The sequence below is a fragment of the Flavobacterium collinsii genome (assembly GCF_946903285.1).
GTDB lineage: Bacteria > Bacteroidota > Bacteroidia > Flavobacteriales > Flavobacteriaceae > Flavobacterium > Flavobacterium collinsii.
Genome location: NZ_OX336425.1, coordinates 5,280,005 through 5,296,797, shown reverse-complemented (window position 1 = coordinate 5,296,797; position 16,793 = coordinate 5,280,005). Strand labels below are relative to the sequence as shown.

Here is a 16,793-nt window from a genome sequence, read left to right as displayed (position 1 = left end):
GCAGATTTTTTTATTTGCTAAAGATCAGTTTGTGTCCTTATGATATTCTTTTAAGAGAATCTATATGTACCAACGTTTTCGTGAAACAGATCTGAATGATTCTTGTGCTGTTTTATAACCGCTAAGAACGCAAAGGTTTATGCAAAGATCACCAGAATTAATAACGTATATAATGATGGTGAAAATCTATTGATGAGTATGATGGGAGAATAGGAGGAAGCAATCTAAACAATATATCGCGTTTCAAAAAAAAACCTCTAAAGTTTTAAGTTTAGAGGTTTCAAATATTTTAAAAGCAATAACAATTATTGCTGTTCTGCAATTGTAGCTTTATTAAGTTTCAGCACTCTGATCTTTTTGTTGGTATTGTCAGACAAAAATAAACGATCATTAAGTTGTGCAACACTTACAATACTTCCAAAAGGATTTTGCCCCATAACATCAGAAGCATTTACTCTTGGAGTATAAATACGGTCTATAAATTCTGGTTTTGGATAAAGACGTAAGTAATTTGTACTTCCAACATTTTCAGAAGTTATTGCCCAGTCTTTTGTAAAGTTAATGGCGATAGGTTTAGGAGTAAAAGCAGCTATTACGGGTTTTAGAGGCTCTGTCAGCGAACTTGCCGAATTAGATTTGATGCCTGCAATATTGTAATACAAATAACTTTTAGTGTCTCTTCCTGCTACTACTAAATTTCCGGCATCTACATCCATAGAATAGATTTGATCAAAACCGTTTAAGGTGTTTAATTTAGCAATAGGTTTTAAATTCCAATCGCTGCTTGCGGTAATCTGAGAGGTTTCGAAAACTTTAATCGAGGTTTCTTTTTCTTTTACGAATACTAATCCGTCTTTTACCACAACTCCAAACACGTGAACAAAAGTTTGCCACCACTGACCGTTTCCTACCGTGCTTATTCCGGCGTTTGTAACTTCATCCATTACAAAAAGTCTTGAATCAACACTTCCTATATATAGACGTCCGCTATCTACACAAACAGATGAAAGTTTCGTAAACGGAATTGTAGTTGCTCCTTTTGTGTAAGCGGTGATGGTTTTGATGTAAGCCATTGATGTGGCATCAAAAACTTCAAGGACATCACCATTACAAACATATAGTTTATTGTTGGCAACGGTTATTCCTTTAGGATCAAAAGTTCCAGTTCCGGCTCCAATCTGAGCTGCCGTAATGGAAGCTTCTTCAGTTGGATAGTAATAATCATATTTTGTTGCTTCTTTACCGTTTGAAGAATCGTCGCTGCAACCGGCAAAAAGGCAAAGTAATACTAATAAAAAAGGTATTTTGTTCATGATAGTTTTGTAGGTTATTTCCATTTTCCGTCTTCTTTATATTTTACTAAAAATGGGTTTTTTTGGTCAACTTTAAATACAGGTTTAGAATAAGTTCCTCTTAGATATTCTTTTTTCGTATATCCTTTTAATACATCAGGATCTGTAAAAGGAAGATCATTCAGGTGTATTAAATATCTATAGAATTGAGCAAACATTTCCTGTTGACCGCCTCCCTCGCCACTATTGGCTAAATTACTACTATGACTGTAACCACTATGGTGCGAATATTCGTGTGACCAAAGAGACATGTCTCCTTTCCAGTGGCCAACGATATAACCACCTTCATATTGTGAAGCTAAAGCACCTCCGCCCCAGGCAGCACCTCCGCCAACCATGGCCATGTTTAAGGTTCGGCTATCAATATAGGTGTTATAGGCTTGTTCGATTTGGGCTTTGGTTAGATAATCGTAAACACCATCGACATCATCAGCATTTCCATGCCAGTTTAGGGCACCGTTTATGGCAGTCCCCGCTGTTGCTGCTTGTTCTTTTTTGTAGAGGTCAAAATTCATGAAAGTATCATAGTAGATAGGATGACTCAGAGCGTAGGAGTAGTTAATAATCATGGTTACCGCTTCTTTGGCTAAAACTGGATTCATCGGTAAAAACTTTTCAGGATCATCAGCAGGATTATTAAGGTGATACTGTGTGCTGAATTGTACTAATCGATTTGATTTGATTTTTTTGAATTTAGCAAATAAGGGATCCGTTGATTCTACCGAAAATTCGATTGCTCCGGAAGAGAAACCATCAATTTTATCAATGGTAACGGCTTTTCCATTTTCTAATTGATAGTCATGGGTTCCGTCTACTAAAGGAATTTGATGCGCAGAACGGTGAAAAGCGGGAACTTTTGTGAATTCGAAAAGTAAAAATCGCTTGTCGTAGTTGGCTAACTTTGCATAAACTTTTACATCTGTAAGTCCAACAGGAGAGTAAAGAGAAATTTGTATAGAATCTTTCCCTTTTTGAATAATTTGCATGGGCTGATTAACACGGAACCAGCGGTCTTTGTTGTCATACATTTTTGAAGAACTTTAATTGTCTTCAAACATCGTCATTGGTCGGTTTTCTTTTGGTAAAGTACTTGCATCAATGGCCGGCAAATAATTGGCTTTGTAATTGTCACCTTTTGAATCATCATCGCTGCATCCGAAAAGTACACCCGCGAAAATGGCAAAAGGTAAAAAATAAGAAATGGTTTTTCTCATAGGATTAGTAGGTAAAAATGGGGTTTATATATAAAAATTTATTGTTATTTAATAGTTTTTTTAAAGTACCGTTTTGGGCAATTTTCGGGCAAAATTAAAAAAACATGTTTTATCTCATTTGTACTTTGTAACAACTGGTATCGTTTATGTAATAACTGGTTGTCTGATTCATATTTTGGAGCTATCTCAGGATAACACAATCTAAAAAATGGGCTAATATACTCAATAAAAAAATAATCCGCTCAAACGAAATGTTCGTTTTACAGTTTTAAATAGATGCTTTTCCCGAGTTTTTGTCAGAAACGAAGATAAGAATGAATTTACCTAAAGACTTTTAAATTAGTGTAAAAGCCTTTAGGTTTTGTGTAGAAAAATAGAGAGTTTGTGATGGCTATCAAGAAGTTCTTATTTCCTTCTCCGGATAAAATTGACTACTAGCTAAGATGTTTTAAAACGCTCTAGTTCGGGGACCGATAACTGGTCGAATCCCAATAGGATTGATTTTTAAAGAGGATATTCGAATAGGTTTATGAATCCGTTTCTTTTTTTTATCAAAAAACATAAATAAAAGAATGTTCATTCATTTATTGTTTTATATTTGCAACAAAATATTCAGTATGAGAGTAAGAGATGTTGACAAGGAAAAATTGGTAATCGAAATGGCAATTGACCAGATTGTCCAGGAAGGATTTCAGGGTTTTAGTATGAACAAGCTAGCGAAGGCCTGTTCTATTTCTGTTGGTACACTCTACATTTATTACAAAGACAAAGATGATTTGATTCAAAAAATAGGTGCCATTATTGCGCTAAAGTTTTTTACCAGCACCGTGAAAAACTTTTCGCCTGAAATGTCATTTGAGGAAGGTTTATGGAAACAGTGGGAAAACCGCGCCAACTTTACCATGAAATATCCCAAGGAAGTTGCATTTTTTGAAATTGTCAAACATTCACCTCATTCAGAAATCATTCTGGATTCTATTCAGGAGTTTGCAGATTTTAGAAGGATTATGAAAATGTTTATTGATAATGGCTTACGCAATAACGAGCTGATTCCGATGACATTTGAGGCTTTTTGGTGTGTTGCCTACGGGCCTTTGTATACCTTATTAAATTTACATACTGAAGGTAAAAGCATGGGAGGAAAACCCTTTAAACTTACCAAGGAAATTATGAAAGAAGCCTTTCAGGTCACTGTAAAAGGACTAAAACCATGAAAAATTATGGAAACAAATTTAAATACAATACATATTTTTAAAACAAACATTGGGGATCAGGACCCAAATTGTCCTGTTCGTCAAAAACTCAATAATCATTCAGACATTCAACAATGGAGCATTGACTGCGAAGATGTTGATTGTGTACTCAGAGTGGTTTCGAATACACTACATCCCGAAACAATTATCAGTATGGTCACAGAATTTGGCCATGAATGTCAGGAGTTAGACTAAACTTATACATTAATAAAGAATGAAAAAAAACACGATAGAAAGCACGGCTTTCTCTACAAACCAAAAAATCATTATTGCGATACTGGCACTTTTGCAGTTTACCGTTATACTTGATTTTATAGTTATTTCACCACTTGGTGATATTTTAATGAAAACGCTTGATATGACAACATCAAATTTCGGTTTTACTGTTTCGGCATATGCTTTTAGTGCCGGAATTTCGGGATTGCTGGCAGCAGGTTTTGCTGATAAATTTGATCGTAAAAAACTGCTGATTTTCTTTTATACAGGATTTATTATCGGTACCATTTTCTGTGCTCTTTCTACAAGCTACACGATGCTTCTTTTAGCAAGAATCGTTACCGGACTTTTTGGTGGCGTCATAGGCTCTGTTTCTTTGGCAATTGTAACCGATTTATTTATAATTCATCAAAGAGGACGCGTTATGGGGGTTATTCAAATGGCTTATGCCGCAAGTCAGATTTTAGGAGTGCCACTTGGACTGTATTGTGCAAATCATTGGGGCTGGCATTCTTCTTTCCTGATGATTGCAGTTTTAGGCCTAATTATTTTGCTGGCGATTATCACACAAATGCCCGCAATAACGAAACATTTAGAATTACAATCAGATAAAAGTCCGTTTTTACATCTTTGGCATACCTTAAGCAATAAGAGTTATCAACTTGGTTTCACGGCTATTGCATTACTTTCGGTTGGCGGTTTTATGCTACAGCCATTTGGAAGTGCTTTTTTAGTAAACAATCTAGGTATTAGTCAGTTGGATTTACCAATGGTATTTTTCTTAACCGGACTTTCTGTACTGTTTATAATGCCTATTGTTGGAAAATTAAGTGATAAAGTAAATAAGTTCTGGTTGTTTACAGCAGGATCAGTACTTTCGATTATTATGATCATCATTTATACGAATCTTACTCCTATACCATTGTGGCAAATTGTAGTACTTACTATGATTATGTTTATGGGAATTATGAGCCGTATGATTCCTGCAACAACTTTAAATACGGCTATTCCGGAAATGAAAGATCGTGGAGCTTATATGTCTATAACTTCTTCAATGCAGCAAATTGCAGGAGGAATCTCAGCGGTTTGTGCCGGATTTATTGTGCATCAGAAAACAAAAACAGCTCCCCTGGAAAACTATGATATTTTAGGATATGTAATTGCGGTGATTACACTTTTTACAATATTTTTGATATGGAGAGTAAATAAGCTGGTGCAGTCAAAAGATACAGCTGATCTTACCACTACTGCAGAAAAAGTAGAAATTTAATATTTTACCTTTTAATCATGAGAAAGCTTGTCTGTTGAAGACAAGCTTTTTTTGTATAAGCATTTTAGATTGAATTATAATCGAAAAGTAGTTTCAGCTTGATCAATAAAAATTCTGAATCTTAATTCAACGCCGATTTAACGGATTCGCTATCGCGAAAACACTGATAAAAACGGATTTTAAAATTAAAAATCTTTTAAATGAGGAAAGAATCCGTTTTCATTCGCGTTTTTACGAAGTAAACCCGTTTTATCCGCGTCGAATAAAAGGAAGTATTTAAAACAATAGGATCTGTTCTTTGTTGTACTACTAAACTGAGAGTCGATGATTAAGGTTTAATTTTTCTCTTCCAATAGATATATACCGAAAAAACATTTATAGTAGCCAACGCCCATAAAATTGGACTGGTGAAAAAGCTCTCATAACTTCGTCCTTCGGGAATTTCAACAAAAGGAACGGTTATCAAAACGTCCAAAAACAATGCTGTTCCCGACATTAATACTCCAAGTGCAAAACCGTCGATGTTGTATTTTTTCTGATAATAGAATTTTGCGCCAACGATGGCATAAAAAACGATAAGTACCATAACGATTGCGGCTTGTATTAGAAAATAATCTTTCAGAAGGAGAATATTATCTAAAAGATAAAAAGAAATGCTAACGCACAACCAAACTATAAAACCCGAAAGTATTCCTCTGCTATATTTCATAATCTTGGTTTTAGGAGTTCCAGATTGCAGTCTTGGCTGTTTCTTTTGCGTAAACAGAAAAATCCTTTGCTTTTCTGCCTAAAATATTTTCTATATCCGATGTAATACTGGAATTTCGACCATCCAAAACCTGTTCAAAAAGATAGTTGATCAGCCAAATATGATCTTCCGGAACCTGATATTCCTGTAATAGCTGAATATATTCTTCTAAAGATAATCCCTGAAAAGTAATATTTCGGCCGCTGGCATCGGCGATTTCGTTTACGGCTTGCTTGAAAGTTAGTAATCTGGGACCAGTCAGTTCGTACGTTTTTCCGTTGTGTTTGTCTTCTAAAAGAGCAGCGGTAACAACGTCGGCAATATCGTCGGCATCGGTGAAAGGTTCCAATGCTTCGGCTCTTGGTAAGGCAACAATTCCGGCTAATATGGGATCCAGAAAAAAACTTTCACTAAAGTTTTGATTGAACCAGCTGGCACGAACAATGGTCCAGTTTTTAGCTGTAGACTTCACGATGTCCTCGCAGAGCTGCGCTTCTTTTTCACCTCTTCCGGAAAGTAAAACCATTTTTTGAATACCTGATTTTGTAGCAAGACGCGTAAAATTCTGAATAGTATTTACTGCCGAAGGAATGGCTAAGTCAGGTTGAAAAGTAATATAAACCGTATCGATATCCTGAAGAACAGTCTCCCAGGTTTCCGGTTTTTCCCAGTCGAACGGAAATTCCTCATTTCGGGAACCCAGACGGACTTCGACATTTTCTATTTGGTCTAATCTTTCGACTACTCTGCGTCCCGTTTTTCCATTAGATCCCAGGACTAAAATTTTCGTATTTTTCATATCAGTTTTTTTAAAATGATTACTGATACAAAGTTGTTTAGATTAAAACGGAATCATTTGTCCTAAAAGAATTATGATTTGTTTGAAAAGAATTGTTGGCGAACTTCATTTGGACGCATACCAAATTTTTTATGAAAGGCATTCGAGAAAGAACTCAGACTGTCGTAACCCACTTCCCAGGCCGATTCCTGAACTGTTTTTTCGTTGTCACGAAGTAATTCGTAAGCTTTGTGCAGTCTTTCTTCCTGAACAAATTTGAAGACAGGGATTCCAAAAAGCTCTTTAAAATTCTTTTTTAATTTATTGCTGTTTAAACCTACCATTTGTGACAATTGTGTGATCGATGGCGGTTTCGAATAGCTATTGGTTACAATTTCTTTTGCCTTAAAAAGCTTGTTTTTATCAATTTCCGATAGGTCAACTTTGGTCCCTGTTGCCAGAAGCGCATAGAAATGGGCCAGAAGCTCATTGACCTGACTTTTTAAAAACAACAATCTTGTATTGCCGGTATATGTTGTGTTGAAAATTTTCTGAACAGCCAATTGCATTTCCAAAGTCATATAAAAAGAAGGTCCTTGAACAAAATGTTCTTGCGGATCTAATAATTCCGGAAGATAGTTTTCGAAAATTTCTTTCTCAGCCTGAGGCAAAGAATTTAAATGTTTTGGTTTGGTGAAGATGCTAATGGACTGTAGTGGTTTGTCAGGTTCTATTTTATGAGAGAACTCGACCTTTTGATTGCCAAAAAAACAAATGGCCAAGCCGGTAGTATTGGTCAGATATTTAGTCTGATTGTTATGTTTGATTTCCAGTTCGACATTGCCGGAACCATAAAAGGCAAAACCAACTGCATCTCCGTCGATTTCGCATTGTTGTACGAAAGGTTTGGAGGTGTTGGATTGTTCGATTAAAACAATAAAATCATTTAATTCTATAATATCTGTTGTCATTGGTTTTTAATGGTTTGACTCAAAATGGGCTGGAAAGTTACCAATTATTTTTAATATGTGCCATTCCTACGGAATTCAAATGTTGTGGCGTTTTTATTTTCAACGGATTAAAATCCGTTGCTACAGTATGAGTCGTTCCTCTGGAACTTTATGGAATTTTGATGTTGTGTTTGTTTTTATTTTCAACGGATTAAAATTCGTTGCTAGAATATGGGTGTTCCTTCGTAACTATTGGAAAGAGCCATTGGCTCGACCAATATTGTAGGGATGGATTTTAATCCATCCAATAATAAATTTGTTGGAGTATTTGAATTCCGTAGGAATGGCGCATGTTAAAAATCCCAATCTATACATTCTTTTTTGCTTTGATTGTATAAGTATTGCGTGAATTTCAAAACAAAAAAACCTCCCCAAAAAATAATTTGAGGAGGCTCCTTTTTAAGCCGGTGATCTTGCAATCGACCAACTTATGAACAAAACAAAGGTATTATTGAATTAGTAAGCTAAAATTTCCAGCGCACAAAAGCTTCCATTGCGGCATAACGCGACAAACCTAATTGATTGTACAATTGAGCTGTTTCGCTGTTTCGGTCTTCGGCTCTTTGCCAAAATTCTCGGGCATCGGTTCCCTGAAAAACAACACCGTCTTTTTGAGACTGATGTTTGAAGATTCCGTGACGTTTTTCGAGCACCTGATCAGGGCTCATGGGTACCGCCATTTCGACCTCATCGATTCCCCATTCCTGCCATGCCCCACGATACAGCCAGACCCAGCAATCCTTCATAAAAGGTTTTGGTTTCAGTGCTTTTACAGCTTCAAAGATCGCGTCCAGACATACTTTATGCGTTCCGTGCGGATCGGCTAAATCTCCTGCGGCATAGATTTGGTGTGGTTTGATTTTTTCAATTAAATCTATAGTCAGTTGAATATCTTCCTTGCCTAAAGGTTTTTTTTCAATCGTTCCGGTTTCGTAAAAGGGAAGTTCCATAAAATGAATCTGTTCGTCCGGCAAGCCTACAAAATGGCTGGTGGCGCGTGCTTCTCCTTTTCGGATTAGGCCTTTTAAATATCGAACTTCAGGAATATCTATTTCACTTGCCTTTTTATTTTTTAAAAAGTTTAAGGCCTTTTTGTAGATGTCTTCGGCTTCGGTATTTTTTATTCCGAACTTGTCATTGTAATCGCAAACAAATCGTGCAAATCTAAGGGCTTCATCATCAGCAACGGCAATGTTACCTGAGGTTTGATAGGCAACATGTACTTCGTGTCCTTGCTGCTGAAGGCGCATAAAAGTTCCACCCATACTGATAATGTCATCATCGGGATGCGGACTAAAAATCAAAACTTTTTTTCTGGCTGGTTCTGCTCTTTCCGGGCGATGAGTATCGTCAGCATTTGGTTTACCTCCCGGCCAGCCTGTAATTGTATTTTGAAGTTTGTTGAATATCTTAATGTTAATGTCGTATGCCGGACCTGAATCGGCCAGTAAGTCGCTCATTCCGTTCTCGATATAGTCGGCATCGGTAAGCATCAAAATTGGTTTCTTTAAATCCAGTGCCAATCCTAAAACTGCTTTTCGGATTAATTTATCGGTCCAGACGATTTTTTCAACCAGCCAGGGTCTGTTGATGCGGGTTAGTTTTGAGGAAGCTTCCTTGTCCAGAACAAAAACGGCATTGTTGTGTTCCTGTAAAAAGGAGGCCGGAATTTGATTGGTCACTTCTTCTTCAACCGATTTTTTAATGATGTTGGATTTCCCTTCGCCCCAGGCCATTAAAATGACCTGTTTGGCTTCCATAATTTTTTTGACTCCAAGTGTAATGGCCGTTCTTGGCGTGTTGCTTAGACCCGAAAAATCTCCGCTGGCCGCCACTCTCGTAATGTGATCCAGTGCTACCAGACGTGTTTTGGAGTTTTGTAACGATCCGGATTCATTAAATCCAATATGACCGTTTCCGCCAATTCCGAGAATTTGCAGATCGATGCCTCCCAAAGCTTCGATTTTGGATTCGTAATTGTAGCAGTAATCCGCGATTTCTTCTTTGGATAATGTTCCGTCAGGTATATGGTAGTTTTCAGGTAAAATATCCACCTGATCCAACAGCAACTCTTTCATAAATCGAACGTAACTGTTGATGGAATCCGGTTCCATTGGATAGTATTCGTCCAGATTGAAAGTAATTACGTTTTTAAAACTTAAACCTTCTTCTTTGTGCAAACGAACCAGTTCAGCGTACAATCCTTTTGGAGAAGAACCTGTGGCTAAACCTAATACACAGGATTCGTTGCTTTTTTGTTTCGATTGAATTAGCGCTGCGATTTGCTGTGCTACTGCTTTAGAAGCTTCGGTTGAATTTTCGAAAACAACCGTATTGATATTTTCAAATCGTTTCTCGAAGCCCGTTGCTTTATCTATGGTGCTTTTTATCATTTTAATTTATTTTTGCCCTTTTAGAATATGGTATTCAAAAGGTTTAGATAACTATTCTTCGTTAGAAGGTTTTCCTATTGTCGCTAGTATTCCACCGTCAACATAGACAATATGACCGTTTACAAAATCACTTGCTTTTGAACTTAAAAAGATCGCAGCTCCTTGTAAATCGTCAGGATCTCCCCAACGACCTGCAGGAGTTCTTCCCATAATAAATTCATTAAACGGATGTCCGTTTACTCTGATAGGTGCTGTCTGGCTTGTGGCAAAATAGCCTGGGCCAATTCCGTTAGTCTGAATGTTGAATTTTGCCCATTCGGTAGCCATATTTTTGGTTAACATTTTTAGTCCGCCTTTGGCAGAAGCGTAGGCACTTACAGAGTCTCTTCCCAGTTCGCTCATCATCGAACACATGTTGATGATTTTTCCTCCTCCACGGGCAATCATTCCTTTTGCTACATTTTTAGATACAATAAAAGGTCCGGTGAGATCTACTTTTATTACTGCTTCAAAGTCTGCAACTTCCATTTCTATGATTGGAGTTCTTTTGATAATTCCGGCATTATTGATTAAAATATCGATCGGACCCACTTCGGCCTCAATTTTACTGATGGCTGCAATTACGGCCGCTTCGTCTGTTACATCAAACAGGTAGCCAAAGGCCTCAATTCCTTCTGATTTGTATTCAGCAATTGCATTATCAACAGCTTCTTGTGAGGAATGGTCGTTTACAACAATTTTTGCTCCTGCATGTCCAAGTCCTTTGGCCATTGCCATTCCTAAACCATGAACTCCTCCTGTAATGAGTGCTGTTTTTCCCGTTAAATCAAATAAGTTAATTGACATTTTTTGTTTGTTTTTGGTTATTAGTAATTTTAATTTGTTTTCGTCTTGTATGTTCATTTAAACACATAGAAACATAGTTTTTTTGGAACTAAAAGAATACTAGAGAGAAACTCATTTCTTTTTCATAGTTCTTTGTGTTTTATTTCGAGTGAAACGTTTTTGATACGTCATGTAAACTATATTTTTATGTGTTAAAAAAATAAACACAAAGTTGTTTTACTGCTATTTTACACTGATCGTTAAAGGATTTTTTAGCTCTTCATTAAAATGGTCGAGGTAATTGAACCATTGTTTGGCCGAAGTGATTTTCCCGGCCTTGTCCCAGGCAGCTCCTGTGTAGTAGACAAGAGGTTCATTATTTCTTACAGTGGTTTGGGTGAGTAATTGTTCTTTGTTTACCCACATTGCATTTGCCGGAGTTGTTAAGATGGAACCAACTCCGGTGGTACCTTCTTTGTCAAAAGAAGGTTCCCAATATCCCATTACGCCTTGCTGTTCGTTTAAAGAAAGAACACCTGCTTTTTCCCGTCTTATAATCCCGACAACGACAGGTAGTGGATTTTTATCATCAAACGTATAAATATTCTCAATTCGGTTGAGTTGTGAACCGGCATCTATAGAAATGATTTTTGTGGCTTTAACTTTTATGCCGCCTGCATTCCAAGCATCAAAGGTTAGCTGAAATGTAGTGCGTAAAGGCCCTTTATCCAATATTTTCCATTGGTGGTAATTGCCCGAATATCGGATGGTATCTTTTACATAAGGTGCCATATTTCCTGCTCCTAAAGTGTGCCCAACGTGATAATAGTCTAATCCGTCACCATGGTCAATGTGATAGTCGTTGCGTTTGTAACGATCGTTTAGGACTAATTTATCGGTTCGTTTCACCCATACATCATAACCGTACGCATCGCCTTCAGTTTTTTCAAGGGCCTTTCCGTAGGCACGGAAAGCAATTTTATCGTTTTCCCAGGCAAAATCATCCAGACGTTCCGGAACATAACGTGCATAGGTTTTGACAGCAAAAGGTTCCGGTTTTCCTTTTTGAATGGAAAGATTCAGAGATGATTTTGCTTTTAGATCAACTTGTACCAATAAATTTTGAATAGCAGTTTTGCCGTGATGTTCTAACTGATACGGAATTTGTTTTTTGGAGAGAGTATTCAATACGACAAAATTGGCAGTGTCTATTTGCGGATAGGAGGAAAGTACCGATTTCCAGGGGATGGCTATAACTGTTTCTTTGCGATCTAAGGCTGAACTATTGTGAAGGATTGCCGTTGCTTTTGTTTGTGCGATTATAGTAACAGGCAAAACGAAAGTCAGTACAAGGAGGCGTTTCATTATTTTCATAAAGGGTATTTTAATTTTTAAACATTGTTCTGGGTTGGCTTTTCTTGAGAAAACAGTTCCATTAAGGCATAGTTTGGGCCTTCCTGTTCCAGAATGAATGTTTCATCTGGACAGGATTATGATTTTCAAAACTGAAATTCGGGAATGAGCTGAGGCTTTTTTAAGGCCTTATTTTAGTTGATATCTAACGCAATGCGATCAGGTTTTAGCGGGATTGTTTTTTTCGTTTGGCATGGTAAAGTCGTTTGTGTTGTTGTAATTATTCTGGTGTAGGATCGATTTTGGCTAAATACTCGCTCGGCATACAGCCATAGTGCTGTTTAAAGGCGGTAGAAAAATAAGAAGGGGAGTTGAAGCCACACATGTATGTAATTTGTGCAATGGTGTAGCGTTTGCTCTGCATCAGCTCAACAGCTTTTTTGAATCGGATTCGTTTGATAAAATCCATAGCAGATTCTCCGGTAATGGCTTTTAGTTTTAAATATAGATTCGATCGGCTCATTCCGATTTCTTTACTAAACTGATCCACCGAAAACTCAGAGTTCGCTAAATGGTCTTCGACAATACGAATGGCCTGTTTTAAGAATTCCTCGTCGAGCGTATTAAAAGCAATATTTTCAGGAACCATTTCTTTTCCAACAGAGTAATATTCTTTTAGTCTTTTGCGGGAGCGCAACAGATTGGTGATTTTCGCTGCCAGTAAAGGTGTCGAAAAGGGTTTTGTAATATAATCGTCAGCACCCATCTCGAGCCCTTTTAGTTGTTGGCTGGTTTCGGTTCTTGCTGTTAAAAGCATCAATGGAATGTGCGATGTATTGATGTTTTGTTTGACGCGTTTGCAAAAATGAAGACCATCCAGCTCGGGCATCATGACATCACTGATGATCAGGTCAAAAGGCTGAAGTTCCAGAAGTTCCAGCGCCATTTGCCCGTTGTAGGCCACGGTAACGTCGTATATTTTACTAAAATAGTCGTGTAAATAATCTAAAATTTCCTTGTTGTCGTCTACAATTAGAAGTTTAATGGGCTGATTACTTTCGATTATCTCATTTTCTTCAGGCAGTAAAGCATCTTCATTTTCAAGGTCATTATCCGACAGTATAGACAAGTCATAAGCGGACTCTTCAACGTGCTGATCGTTTTTGTAGGTGGCATCTGAAATCGGAATGGTTACGGTAAAACTGCTTCCTTCCTGCATTTTACTTTCGGCTGTAATTTCACCATGATGCAATTCGACCAGGCGTTTGGTAAAGGCCAAACCAACACCGGAACCCAAATTCATTTCGCGGTTGTTTACCTGATAGAAACGGTCGAAAACCTTCGATAAATCTTCCGCACTAATTCCGACCCCCGTGTCAGTGACTTTTATTTGTACCGTATCATTTTTCTTCGATAACGTTACCGCAATACTTTGTCCTGTCTTAGTATATTTAAAGGCATTGGATAAAAGATTGAACAGGATTTTCTCCATTGCATCTTTATCAAAATAAAACGACAATTGCGGTTCTTCGGAATGATACGTATAATGAATGCTGTTTTTCTCGGAAAGCGGTTTAAACGATTCAAAAATCTCTTGTGTGAAGCTCACTATATTGCCTTTGCCTACTTTTAATTGTCGGGTACCCATTTCGGTTTTTCTAAACTCAAAAAGCTGATCGACCAAATTATAGAGTCTTTTGGCATTGATAAACATTAATTCATGTTTCTTTTTGGAAATCTTATCGGCAAACGGCATTTTTAAAAGTTCTTCCAGAGGCGCTAAAATCAAGGTTAAGGGTGTTCTTAATTCATGAGAAACATTGGTAAAGAAATCCATTTTTACCTGATTGATGTAGTTTACGCGTTCTTTATCGATTCGTTCCAGTTTTAATTGCTGCACGGCTTTTATTCTTTCTTTTATAATTTTAAAACCAATATAAGCCGCAGTACCAATGATGGTTAGTAACAACAGTGAAAACCAGATGGTTTTGTACCAGGGCGGAAGAATGGCGATTTTTAAGTTTCGAACCGCACTCATTTCTCCGTTGGGTCCAATGGCTTTGATTTGGAAATTGTATTTTCCTGCGGGCAGGTTGCTATAGCTTACTTTTAATTCGTCAGTTCGCTGCCAGTCTTTATCGATTCCTTCCAACTTATAGTAATAATAAGTTCGATTAGAAGAAATGTAATTAAACGTATTAAAAAAGATACTGAATTGTTTGTATTCAGGGCCAATTTCTAATTCGTTGCTCTGGTCAATATGTTCTTCGAGTATGTCGGTATCATCACCGGCAGCAACGGTTTTATTTAATACTTCTAAAGCGGTAAAACTTAATTTTAACGGAAGTGCCTGCTGTTTTACCATGGCCGGATAGAAATAGGTGAGCCCCTTAATTCCGCCAAAAAGCAGCATACCGTCTTTGGCTTTGCAAAAGGCATAATCGTTGAACTGCTTGTTTTGTAAGCCGTCACTTTCGTCAAAAGTCTGTACGAAACCATTGTCCGGATTAAATTTGATTAATCCGTTGTTGGTTGAAATCCATAAACTTCCTTCATCGTCCGGAATAATACCGTAAATGGTTTCTTTAACGAAATCTTTTCGGGCTTTAATGGTTTTGAAAGATTCCTGAGTTTCATCATACAAACGCAATCCTTCGCGGGTACCAACCCAGATCCTGCGTTTGGGATCTTCGGTGATACAGTTGACAATGTCATCGCTTAATTTTCCGTGGCCAATAGCGCCAAATAAATTGGTGTCCGGATAAAAGAGTGTCACGCCGTTAGTAGTTCCAATCCAGATTCGGTTTTTACTGTCTTCAAACAGAAAAGTAATGGCGTCTGATGTTAAACGCTTTCCCGCTTTGTCCAGATGAATGTGAGTAAAAGTTTTTGTTTCGGGATGAAACTGATCTAAACCGGTTCTTGTGCCGACCCAAATTCGGCCTTTAGAATCTTTAAGCAGTGCGTAGACTAAATTTCCTGCAATACTGTTAGGATTTTTTTCATCATGTAGAAATCGCTGTGCTGTTCCCGATTTTGGATTAAGATAATTCATTCCTCCGTTATGGGTGCCAATAAGTACATTGCCACTATCATCAAAAGCAATGGCTTTGATATTGTTCGAACTTAAACTGTTTGGGTTGTTTTCGCTATTCGAAAAATAGCTAATGGTGTTGGCATTTTTGTTCCATAAGTTTATTCCTTTGTCATTAGTGCCTATCCAGAAATTTCCTTTAGAATCTTGTTTGATTACTCCAATAACCTCATCGTTTAAGGATGGTTTTGCAGAGTTTTGGCTTAAAATATTAAATTTTATATCATTTTTATGATAGTAATTGATACCGCCATAGTAGGTTCCGAGCCAGATTCCGTTTTGCTTGTCCTTCAAAAAACAGCGCACCGAATTTTGTGCTATTGTGTACGGTTGTGAAATTTGATGGTAATAATTTTTAAAAGAGTTTGCAGCTGGATTGTAAATGGAAAGACCTCTAAAAGTACCAAACCAAATATTGCCTTCTGTATCTTTGCCCACGCAACGAATGTTATTATCCGCTATACTGTTTGATGATGAGCTGTGCAGAAGAGTAGAAGTCTGCCGGTTTTGACCCTTATACAAAATCACTCCGTAACCTTCTGTTGCAACCCATAAGTTCTTACCATCTATAAAAACACTATTGACGTAAGGTTTGTTAAATCCTAAATTCAGTTTTTTTAGCTCATGTGTTTTGGGATTTAATTGAAAAAGGCCCACATCTGTACCTAAAATGAGCTGCTCCTGCCAAAAACCGATATAAGCAATCTCTTTTATTTCGTGGGAAGAGGCTTTGAATTTAATAGTTGTAATTTTTCCATCTTTTGGCGAAAGAACAAAAATTTCTCCTGTAATTGAGGAAGCCCAAATGCGATGTTCGCTGTCTTCTGTAATAGATGAAATATACCATTCACCTAAACTTTTTGGGAATGGGTAATTTGTAAAGTTGTCTGTATCATAATTATAAACACTTAAACCCTGATTGCCGCCTATCCATAATTGCCCTTTATGATCGGTAAACAAACTTCGGATGAAATAGGACTGTAAACTATTTTTAGCATTTTTTAAAGGACGATAAACTTTAAAACCTTTACTGTCATAACGATTTAATCCGTCCTGAGTACCAATCCAGATAAAACCCAGCGTATCCTGTGCTATGGCAAAAACAGAACTTTGTGAGAGGCCTTTATCAACCGAAATCGTACGGAAGTATCGATCCTGTACCTGAGCCTGACTTTTAGCGGCAAAAAGTATAAAATAGAAAAGCACAGCTATGGCAATCGTTTTCTTCATGAAAGTTTCAATTTTAATTGTTTGTGTTTATTTTCTTTCATTTAAATCTTTGGTTTG

The 16,793-nt window shown here is 37.2% G+C and carries 13 protein-coding genes; 3 read left to right on the top strand and 10 right to left on the bottom strand.

Annotation, left to right across the window (positions count from 1 at the left end; translation table 11 throughout):
* Positions 1 to 305: 305 nt before the first annotated feature.
* Genes OGZ34_RS21150 through OGZ34_RS21140 form a run of 3 tightly spaced genes read right to left on the bottom strand, consistent with a single transcriptional unit; the run spans position 306 to position 2,566 of the window.
* The gene (locus tag OGZ34_RS21150) at positions 306 to 1,337 is read right to left on the bottom strand and encodes a hypothetical protein (RefSeq protein ID WP_263361646.1); all 1,032 of its coding nucleotides are present in this window, start codon (positions 1,335 to 1,337) and stop codon (positions 306 to 308) included.
* A complete protein-coding gene (locus OGZ34_RS21145) occupies positions 1,328 to 2,380 on the bottom strand; it encodes a hypothetical protein (RefSeq protein WP_263361645.1) in 1,053 nt (350 codons plus the stop codon). Before OGZ34_RS21145 ends, OGZ34_RS21150 begins: the two co-directional genes overlap by 10 nt.
* A gap of 12 nt (positions 2,381 to 2,392) precedes the next feature.
* The gene (locus tag OGZ34_RS21140) at positions 2,393 to 2,566 is read right to left on the bottom strand and encodes a hypothetical protein (protein WP_263361644.1); all 174 of its coding nucleotides are present in this window, start codon (positions 2,564 to 2,566) and stop codon (positions 2,393 to 2,395) included.
* Between the two features lie 617 nt (positions 2,567 to 3,183).
* Here OGZ34_RS21140 and OGZ34_RS21135 point away from each other — a divergent pair.
* Genes OGZ34_RS21135 through OGZ34_RS21125 form a run of 3 tightly spaced genes read left to right on the top strand, consistent with a single transcriptional unit; the run spans position 3,184 to position 5,305 of the window.
* Positions 3,184 to 3,780 carry a TetR/AcrR family transcriptional regulator gene (locus OGZ34_RS21135; protein WP_173966443.1) on the top strand — a complete coding sequence of 199 codons (597 nt, stop codon included), beginning with the start codon at positions 3,184 to 3,186 and terminating at the stop codon, positions 3,778 to 3,780.
* A gap of 6 nt (positions 3,781 to 3,786) precedes the next feature.
* Positions 3,787 to 4,014, top strand: coding sequence for a hypothetical protein (locus OGZ34_RS21130; RefSeq protein ID WP_263361643.1), 228 nt, complete (start codon positions 3,787 to 3,789; stop codon positions 4,012 to 4,014).
* A 19-nt stretch (positions 4,015 to 4,033) separates the two neighbouring features.
* Positions 4,034 to 5,305 (top strand): MFS transporter, encoded by a 1,272-nt coding sequence (locus tag OGZ34_RS21125; protein ID WP_263361642.1) that lies wholly within the window; start codon positions 4,034 to 4,036, stop codon positions 5,303 to 5,305.
* Between the two features lie 328 nt (positions 5,306 to 5,633).
* On the opposite strand, the gene OGZ34_RS21120 is transcribed toward OGZ34_RS21125, so the two are convergent.
* The 7 genes from OGZ34_RS21120 to OGZ34_RS21090 all read right to left on the bottom strand — a co-directional run bounded on the left by OGZ34_RS21120 (position 5,634) and on the right by OGZ34_RS21090 (position 16,736).
* Positions 5,634 to 6,014, bottom strand: coding sequence for a DUF5367 domain-containing protein (locus tag OGZ34_RS21120; protein WP_263361641.1), 381 nt, complete (start codon positions 6,012 to 6,014; stop codon positions 5,634 to 5,636).
* Positions 6,015 to 6,024: 10 nt separating this feature from the next.
* Positions 6,025 to 6,852, bottom strand: coding sequence for a Rossmann-fold NAD(P)-binding domain-containing protein (locus tag OGZ34_RS21115; RefSeq protein WP_263361640.1), 828 nt, complete (start codon positions 6,850 to 6,852; stop codon positions 6,025 to 6,027).
* 71 nt (positions 6,853 to 6,923) lie between these two features.
* Positions 6,924 to 7,802 carry a helix-turn-helix domain-containing protein gene (locus tag OGZ34_RS21110; RefSeq protein ID WP_173966448.1) on the bottom strand — a complete coding sequence of 293 codons (879 nt, stop codon included), beginning with the start codon at positions 7,800 to 7,802 and terminating at the stop codon, positions 6,924 to 6,926.
* 503 nt (positions 7,803 to 8,305) lie between these two features.
* A complete protein-coding gene (gene nagB, locus OGZ34_RS21105; protein ID WP_263361639.1) occupies positions 8,306 to 10,234 on the bottom strand; it encodes a glucosamine-6-phosphate deaminase in 1,929 nt (642 codons plus the stop codon).
* A gap of 51 nt (positions 10,235 to 10,285) precedes the next feature.
* Complete coding sequence (locus tag OGZ34_RS21100; protein ID WP_263361638.1) at positions 10,286 to 11,080, bottom strand: gluconate 5-dehydrogenase; 795 nt, start codon at positions 11,078 to 11,080, stop codon at positions 10,286 to 10,288.
* 222 nt (positions 11,081 to 11,302) lie between these two features.
* Positions 11,303 to 12,433 (bottom strand): DUF4861 domain-containing protein, encoded by a 1,131-nt coding sequence (locus OGZ34_RS21095; RefSeq protein WP_263361637.1) that lies wholly within the window; start codon positions 12,431 to 12,433, stop codon positions 11,303 to 11,305.
* Between the two features lie 259 nt (positions 12,434 to 12,692).
* The gene (locus tag OGZ34_RS21090; protein WP_263361636.1) at positions 12,693 to 16,736 is read right to left on the bottom strand and encodes a hybrid sensor histidine kinase/response regulator transcription factor; all 4,044 of its coding nucleotides are present in this window, start codon (positions 16,734 to 16,736) and stop codon (positions 12,693 to 12,695) included.
* Between the last annotated feature and the right edge of the window lie 57 nt (positions 16,737 to 16,793).